This window comes from Methyloceanibacter sp., from assembly GCF_050999895.1.
Taxonomy (GTDB): domain Bacteria; phylum Pseudomonadota; class Alphaproteobacteria; order Rhizobiales; family Methyloligellaceae; genus Methyloceanibacter.
In genome coordinates, this window is the sequence record NZ_JBPCOU010000073.1 from 1 (window position 1) to 6,107 (window position 6,107).

Here is a 6,107-nt window from a genome sequence, read left to right on the forward strand (position 1 = left end):
CGTTTTCCACCTACTGGTCGCTAGCCGAAATCGCAGACGATGCCGCGCGTGACCCGTTCATGGGGAGTGACGCGGAGGCGGAGGAAGAGCTCGCCCGCCTGCTGCAAGACGCGGTGCAGCGGCGGAAGATCGCCGATGTGCCGCTCGGCGCGTTTTTGAGCGGCGGCATCGATTCCTCGACCGTCGTCGCCGTGATGCAGGCGACCAACAACCAAAAAGTGCGCACGTTCTCCATCGGCTTCCGCGAATCCGATTTCGACGAGGCTCCCCACGCCAAGGCCGTCGCGCGCCATCTCGGCACCGACCATGTCGAGCTCTATGTCACGCCCGAGGAGGCGCAAGCCGTCATCCCGCGCCTCGCCTATATCTACGACGAGCCCTTCGCCGATTCTTCGCAGATCCCGACCTTCCTCGTCTCCGCGCTGACGCGGCAGCACGTGACCGTCGCGCTGTCCGGCGACGGCGGCGATGAAGTCTTCGGCGGCTATAATCGCCATCATCATACTGAACGCCTCCAGCGCTTCATGCGGCGCGTGCCCCGACCGTTGCGTCAGCTCGCGGCGCGGTCGCTGCAGACGCTGCCGCCGCGGCTATGGGATCAGCTGCCGCCTATGCTGCCTGAGCGCTATCGCGTAAAGCAGCTCGGCAACAAGATGCAGAAGCTCGGCGATCTGCTCGGATCGGACGCCGACGGCATCTATCTCCGTCTCGTGTCGCAGTGGCAGGATCCGGACAGCATCGTCATCGGCGGCCGCGAGCCGGCGCATCGCTTCAATGGAAGCAGCTCACACGGTCACCCCGCGCAGCGGTTCCAATATCTCGATACGCTGACCTATCTGCCCGACGATATTCTCACCAAGGTCGATCGCGCCAGCATGGCAGTCTCGCTTGAGGTGCGCGTGCCGCTGCTCGACCACCGCGTCGTCGCCTTCGCCTGGGCACTGCCGCAGCACATGCGCATTCGCGACGGGCGCAGCAAATGGATCTTGCGCAAGGTGCTCAACCGTTTCGTGCCGGAGAAACTTGTCGCGCGGCCGAAGATGGGGTTCGGGGTCCCGGTCGGAACTTGGCTCAAGGATCCGTTGCGCGATTGGGCGGAGGATTTGCTTGCGCCCGCGGCGCTTCAGGCCGACGGGCTGTTCGCCTCAGCACCCATCCGCGCGGCATGGCAAAATCATGTGGACGGGCGAGAGGACGCCACCGCCAAGATTTGGACCGTGCTGATGTTCCAGGCCTGGCGGCAGAGGGCGGGGCTTTAGCGCGACACGAGAAGAGCGTTGTCCGCCTAAACCCACGGCCTTTGGGCGTGCATGTCAACCTCGAAGGCTTGAATGGCGTTGGCCTTCTGCAGTGTCAGGCCGATATCGTCGAGCCCTTCCAGCAGGCAGCGCTTGAGGAAGGCGTCGATAACGAAATGGATGACGCCGCCGTCGGGGCCACGGATTTCCTGCGCTTCGAGATCGACGGTTATCGTGGCGTTGGGGCCGCGCGAGGCATCGTCGAGAAGCTTGTCGACCCCGCTTTGCGGCAGCGTGATCGGCAGAATGCCGTTCTTGAAGCAGTTGTTGTAAAAGATGTCGGCGAAGGACGGCGCGATGATGCAGCGGAAGCCGAAATCCAGCAGCGCCCATGGAGCATGCTCGCGCGAGGAACCGCAGCCGAAATTGTCGCCGGCGATTAGGATGGTCGCCTTGTCGTAAGGCGGCCGGTTCAGCATGAAGTCGGGCTTGGGTTTGCCCTCCTCGTCATAGCGCAGCTCGGCGAACAGACCCTTGCCTAGTCCGGTGCGCTTGATGGTTTTCAGGTACTGCTTCGGGATGATCATGTCGGTGTCGACGTTGATCATGGGAAGCGGTGCGGCGATGCCCGTTAGGGTCGTGAACTTGTCCATGGTCAGTTCTCGCGATAGGGGTTCGGCTCGTTTTAGTCTCCTGAGCGCTTGCTGGCCATAGTTTCCGAGCGGCCTGACCGCCATCTCCACTTTGCAGAAGCAAGGGGGGCGATTATGGTCCACGGCCAGTCCAGTGAGGAGCGCGCAATGGCAGGAACTCTCATCTATGAAGCGCATCCGGCGATGTTCCGGGCGCACCCTTTCTGGTTCATCCTCTCCGTCCTGCTGATCCCGGTCTTGGGCATCGGCATTCTCATCCTGCTATACTGGTACGTGCTCACGCGCGCCACGTCGCTCATGGTGACAGATCACGAGGTCATGTACGAGAAAGGCATCCTGAGCAAAGACCGCACTGCCGTGTCTCTAAGGCATGTCCGTTCCGTGCGCGTGACTCAGGGGTTCGTCAACCGCATCCTTGGCGTGGGGACAGTGGAGATTTCGACCGCCGGCGACGAGCCGGAGTTCACGGTAAAGGACATGCCCGACCCGCACGAGATCCGCGAAGCGATCACGAAGGCACAGACGCTGGACGAGGCGAGCTGAGCGAGGAAGCCGATGCCGGGCCCCGAGGATCGACGCGATCGTAAAGAGGCGACACGCCTCTTCCTTGCGGCATCCGTTGCGGTGCTGCTCCTGATCGTTGTCGGGGGCGCTTTGCTTTACTACTTCACCGACATGATTGGATCGTCGGATCCGTTTTCGGCAGGTCTTGGACTTAAGACTGCGGCCCTGATCTCGTTCGGCGTGTCCTTCGTCGCTATCCTCATCATGACCGTCGTGTCTGGCGGCGACGCCATTTTTGGCGAGCTGCCCTTCACCATCACGGGCTTCCTGCTGTTCTTCGTGATCTTTTGGCTGATGATCGCCTGGATCTTCTGATCCGGCGAGACGCCCGCGCTAGTTGGACGGCCCTAGGGTCTGCGCCTTGTTGGCCGGCCCGGTCGTATGGCGGCTCGATCCCTGGACGGCGTTGGCATAGCATTTCCGCATGGCTTCGCAGCGGACTGGCCCCGGCGGATGCACCGCGTCGCCCTTCAAGGTCGAGATGAAGGTGCAGATGTCCTCCAATCCCAAGGCGTCGAGCCAGCCATAACGCACGCCGCGCCGGATGGCGAAACAGTCTGCGGCGGTCTCATCGGCACCGATGAATTGATGCCCGCATTCGTGGGAATAGACGTAGAGCTTCACGGGCGTCGAAAGCCCGCTGATCTTCTTCGTGTTGAGGATGACAAAGCCGGGAAAGGCGCCGCCCCAGCTGTCGAAATTGGGATTGATGACGGTCGGGCGCTTACCGCAACTGACCGACTTGCCGTCGATCTTGAGCGCGCCGTGTTTGACGAGCTTGCCGTCCGGGCCAACTTGATTGAGGTATTCATCAATGGTCGGCCCCTTGACCGTGGAGCCTTCTTTGTTTGCCCATTCGGCACGCGCAGGGGTGCCGAGCAGCGCGCCGCCGATCAACAGGGCGCAAAATGGCGCCAACCAAAGGCCTGAACAGAATTCCCTCATTGAATCGCAAGTGTAATGGCGGAAGAGTTGGGGTGCAATCACGCTGAGCGGAATTCCCACGTTTCAGGCCTCCGCACCGGCCGTTAACGGCTGCCGTCCGCCGTCACACCCTTCTCCATGAAGCATTGGCGGAGGCGATCGCAACGTTCTTCTGGGTCCGGATGCACGGGGCCATGGCCCGAGATGTTGAAGGCAGTGCAGATCTCCTCGATGCCGGCCTGGTTGAGCCAGCCCTCGCGTCTTGCCCTGCGCACGGCATAGCAATCGGCCGCGATCTCATTGGGTCCCAAAAGGATATGGCCGCATTCGTGGTAGTAGATGAGCCATTGCACGCGCCGGGGCAGTTCCTTCAGCGCCTGCATGTTGAGCATGATCACGTTCGACGATACGGCGAAGCCCTCGAAATCCCTGATCAGGGTCGCCGTCGAGCCGCAGGAGAGGCGGCGCCCGGCGACGACCAGCTTGCCCGGCTGAACGACCTTGCCGGGCTGTACGATCTTGCCGGTTTCAGCAGAGCTCGGAGACGGCACAAGACCGGCGAGCAAACCTGCGGCAATCGCGATTCCCACGACAAAACGGGCAGCCTTCATTTTTTTGTTCCCTCGCTGCCCCGATTATTCGCGTTCGCCTTCAGTGTGCGGGCGGGCAAGAGCCTTCGTCAACACGCAAAAGCCTCTTGACGATCAGGCGGAGGCTTCGGCCTCGATCCGTGCCATGTCGGCATCGGAGAATCCGAAATGGTGCCCAATCTCGTGTACGAGCACGTGGGTGACGATGGAACCGAGCGTGTCCTCATGCTCGGCCCAATAATCCAGGATGGGCCGGCGATAGAGAAACACCATGTCGGGCAGGCCACCGACATCGAGCACGCTTTTGTGGGAGAGGTCGACGCCGGAATAGAGGCCGAGCAGATCAAAGGGCGAGTCGATCTGCATGGCGCTGAGCACCTCGTCGGTGGGAAAGTCCTCCACGCGGATGACGAGATCGCTACAGAGCGCGCGGAAGTCCTTTGGCAAGCGCCGATAGGCGGCGTCGGCAATCAGTTCGACATCGGCGAGGCTCGGTGCCGGCGTGCCGTCCCAATCGAGTCTGTCCATCCTGCTCATGAGCGCCTTGCTAGCAGGTCTCAAGCGCGCGCCAAGAGGGGGCTTCACCGCAAATCATTCGTTACAGGCAGGCGTTCGCGTCGCGGGCGCGGCCGGCGCCGCCAGCTCCGGGAAGTCCTGCGGCAATGCTGCCAAGATAGCCCGCATGTCATTGTAGCGGGAGGGATGGTCGGCGCTGCCCAGGACCACGGCGACGATCGTCTGTCCATTCGGCGCGCGCCATCCCACGACGAGATTGTAGATATTCTTGCTGACATGCGATCCGGTCTTTGCGCCCAAGATGCGGTCTTCGCCGAGCATCTCGATACTGCTGTTGAGCGTGACCGTGCGCGCGTTTGGCCCGCGGATGCTCAGCATCCGTTGCGCGCACCGCCAAAACGGCAGCAACCGTGCATCGCGAAAGATAGTCTGCCCCATCACTGCCACGTCGCGCGCGCTCGCAGTGTTGGCGGCGGAAAGACCATACGGATCGGCAAATTGCGCCTGCTTTGCTCCGAGAGCCATTGCCGCGGGTCGCATCTCCGTCACGAAGCGCTTGATGGAACTGCCCCCCTTCTTTTCTTGGGCGAGGATTGTCCGTCCGACGTGATCGGCGATGGCGAGGGAAGCATCGTTCCCGGAGACGAGCAGCGTGCCGTAAAGCAGATCGTTCAAAGTCCAGACGTCGCCCTTGCGAAGGCCGGCCGTCGACCCAGGCACAAGATGCGATTGGGTAATTGTCACGGTGTCGGACAGCTGCCCGCCCAGGCGCTGTACGAGGACATAGGCCGTGATCAGTTTCGTGATGCTGAGAATCCTGAACGTCTTGTTCTCGTTCTTCCGATACAGCGGCTGGCCGGTATCGGCGTTCAGCACAAAGACGGAGGAAGCCGTGACCTCGGGCGGAGCGGTGGCCTCCTGGCCGAACGCTGGGGCGCCGATCAGTATCGCCAGGGCGATTGTGCCGGCACGGAGCCCAAAGCGGGCGAGGGGCAAGCGCTTTTCTCCTCGGTCAGGACGCAGGGCGCGGATCATCGCGGGCTCATAGCGGATAGGTTGCGCGGAACGGAAGCCGCCTCCAGCTGAACGGCGCCTGATTCGGCGCTCACGTCTCATTCAGGCCATGCCACTATTCTAGATCGTGATAGGCGTGCGATGCGCGGCAACAACGAGGGACCTTCGAGATGTTTCGCAACCGCTTTTTTTGCAGCTTTCGCCGTTGTGTTCCTGTTCTTGTCAGGGAGCGCCGCCGGTACGACCGGAGCATCAGCGCAAGGCTGTGGGCCTTGGAACAACTGGTGCATGCCGCAATGCGTCGAGTGGAAACTGGTGCGCGGCCGAGTGCGGCCTTGGAATAATTTTTGCCGAACGCAATGCGGCGGCTGGAACAATTGGTGCCAGGAAGCCTGCGGGCCTTGGAACGGCTGGTGCTCGGTCAATGTCTATGGCGCGGCGCCATTTCCGCCCGGCTACATCCCGCGGCCCCCCGTCTACGGTTCCCGCGCCTACGGCGGTCCGCGCTACTACGGCAAAGGCGATCACGGCCGCTGGGATAACGATTGGGATAAGGGCAAGAAGGGAAGAAATTGGAACGACGGCAATCGCGGCGACGACCGCGGCCG

9 protein-coding genes are annotated in these 6,107 nt (G+C 62.1%); 4 read left to right on the top strand and 5 right to left on the bottom strand.

Annotation, left to right across the window (positions count from 1 at the left end):
• A partial coding sequence (locus ACR2J1_RS08085; protein WP_434018820.1) for an asparagine synthetase B family protein occupies positions 1–1,259 on the top strand: 1,259 nt, incomplete at its 5' end.
• A 26-nt stretch (positions 1,260–1,285) separates the two neighbouring features.
• Here the strand turns inward: ACR2J1_RS08085 and leuD are convergent.
• On the bottom strand, positions 1,286–1,891 hold the full coding sequence (gene leuD, locus ACR2J1_RS08090; protein WP_434018821.1) for a 3-isopropylmalate dehydratase small subunit: 606 nt from the start codon (positions 1,889–1,891) through the stop codon (positions 1,286–1,288).
• 147 nt (positions 1,892–2,038) lie between these two features.
• Between leuD and ACR2J1_RS08095 the strand changes: the two genes are divergently transcribed.
• Both ACR2J1_RS08095 and ACR2J1_RS08100 read left to right on the top strand, forming a co-directional pair.
• Positions 2,039–2,434 (top strand): PH domain-containing protein, encoded by a 396-nt coding sequence (locus tag ACR2J1_RS08095; RefSeq protein ID WP_434018822.1) that lies wholly within the window; start codon positions 2,039–2,041, stop codon positions 2,432–2,434.
• A 12-nt stretch (positions 2,435–2,446) separates the two neighbouring features.
• Positions 2,447–2,770 (top strand): hypothetical protein, encoded by a 324-nt coding sequence (locus tag ACR2J1_RS08100; RefSeq protein ID WP_434018823.1) that lies wholly within the window; start codon positions 2,447–2,449, stop codon positions 2,768–2,770.
• Between the two features lie 18 nt (positions 2,771–2,788).
• On the opposite strand, the gene ACR2J1_RS08105 is transcribed toward ACR2J1_RS08100, so the two are convergent.
• The 4 genes from ACR2J1_RS08105 to ACR2J1_RS08120 all read right to left on the bottom strand — a co-directional run bounded on the left by ACR2J1_RS08105 (position 2,789) and on the right by ACR2J1_RS08120 (position 5,481).
• Positions 2,789–3,373: a hypothetical protein gene (locus ACR2J1_RS08105; protein WP_434018824.1), complete on the bottom strand. Its 585-nt coding sequence runs from the start codon at positions 3,371–3,373 to the stop codon at positions 2,789–2,791.
• A gap of 110 nt (positions 3,374–3,483) precedes the next feature.
• Positions 3,484–3,990 carry a hypothetical protein gene (locus ACR2J1_RS08110; protein WP_434018825.1) on the bottom strand — a complete coding sequence of 169 codons (507 nt, stop codon included), beginning with the start codon at positions 3,988–3,990 and terminating at the stop codon, positions 3,484–3,486.
• A 93-nt stretch (positions 3,991–4,083) separates the two neighbouring features.
• Positions 4,084–4,506 carry a metallopeptidase family protein gene (locus ACR2J1_RS08115; protein ID WP_434018826.1) on the bottom strand — a complete coding sequence of 141 codons (423 nt, stop codon included), beginning with the start codon at positions 4,504–4,506 and terminating at the stop codon, positions 4,084–4,086.
• Positions 4,507–4,560: 54 nt separating this feature from the next.
• Positions 4,561–5,481, bottom strand: a complete 921-nt coding sequence (locus ACR2J1_RS08120; RefSeq protein WP_434018827.1) for a D-alanyl-D-alanine carboxypeptidase family protein — start codon at positions 5,479–5,481, stop codon at positions 4,561–4,563.
• A gap of 306 nt (positions 5,482–5,787) precedes the next feature.
• Here ACR2J1_RS08120 and ACR2J1_RS08125 point away from each other — a divergent pair.
• Positions 5,788–6,107 (top strand): hypothetical protein (locus tag ACR2J1_RS08125; protein ID WP_434018828.1); only part of this gene is annotated, 320 nt, incomplete at its 3' end.

What these genes read in the sequence shown, in the direction of transcription:
- ACR2J1_RS08095 (WP_434018822.1), top strand. Translation starts at nt 2,039, where the DNA reads ATGGCAGGAACTCTCATCTATGAAGCGCATCCGGCGATGTTCCGGGCG.
- ACR2J1_RS08110 (WP_434018825.1), bottom strand. Translation starts at nt 3,990, where the DNA reads ATGAAGGCTGCCCGTTTTGTCGTGGGAATCGCGATTGCCGCAGGTTTG.
- ACR2J1_RS08100 (WP_434018823.1), top strand. Translation starts at nt 2,447, where the DNA reads ATGCCGGGCCCCGAGGATCGACGCGATCGTAAAGAGGCGACACGCCTC.
- ACR2J1_RS08115 (WP_434018826.1), bottom strand. Translation starts at nt 4,506, where the DNA reads ATGAGCAGGATGGACAGACTCGATTGGGACGGCACGCCGGCACCGAGC.
- leuD (WP_434018821.1), bottom strand. Translation starts at nt 1,891, where the DNA reads ATGGACAAGTTCACGACCCTAACGGGCATCGCCGCACCGCTTCCCATG.